Genomic DNA, 789 nt, shown 5'->3' with positions numbered 1-789 from the left:
TGTGGAGTGCTGTTGTCAATATCAAAGAAACAACCACCATGCAAGAGCTAGAAATCCTAGCAGACCACTTTAAAGCCAAATACGGCTTTCAATGCTACCAAATCGCCATCCATAGAGATGAGGGGCATGTAGATACCGAAGGCAAAGAGCAGATCAACTACCACGCCCATATGGAGTTTGTTACTCTTGATAAGAACACGGGCAAGAGTTTGTTTAGGGGTAAATTGCAAAAACCTAGAGCTTTGGGGCAAATGCAAACAGAGGTGGCAACCATCCTAGACATGCAAAGGGGGATAGCAAAGCGTATCAGTGGCACAAAACGCATTGAGCCTAGAGCTTACGCACAACTCATGGAGCAAGAGAAAGCCAAGCGGATTGCCCTAAAGGACAATCAAGCCAAAGAAGTTGCAACCTACCAAGCACAAATCCAAGACATACAAGCAAGTGCCAAGAACACCCAAGCAGAGTTATACACCCTCAAACAAGACAAGACTAGCCTAGAACAAGCCCATGCCACGCTACAACAAGCTAACACCACTTTAACTCAAGAAAACCAAAAGCTCAAAGACCATAACATAGAACTAGAAGCCACACTCATAGACCTTGTTACCATCTTTGCTCCACAAGATAAATAGAACAAGAAACTCACCATTAAAGAAGCTAAACCCTTGCTAGAAAATGTGAGAAAACAGATGATAGCTATCAATCAGGGTTTAGGCGATCTCAAGCTTTACACCCAAGAGGACTATAAAGCTTTAAGAGCCTTAAAAAATGAGGGCTTAAGTATTG

1 pseudogene is annotated in these 789 nt (G+C 43.0%); it reads left to right on the top strand.

Features of this window, described 5'->3' with window-relative positions:
- Window positions 1-635, top strand: a pseudogene (locus tag EAO38_RS09040) (hypothetical protein); the annotation flags it as partial.
- Between the last annotated feature and the right edge of the window lie 154 nt (window positions 636-789).

Source organism: Helicobacter vulpis (genome assembly GCF_003660395.1).
Lineage (GTDB): Bacteria > Campylobacterota > Campylobacteria > Campylobacterales > Helicobacteraceae > Helicobacter > Helicobacter vulpis.
The sequence above is the reverse complement of the archived record's forward strand: the minus strand, read 5'-3'. Positions and strand labels throughout refer to the sequence as shown.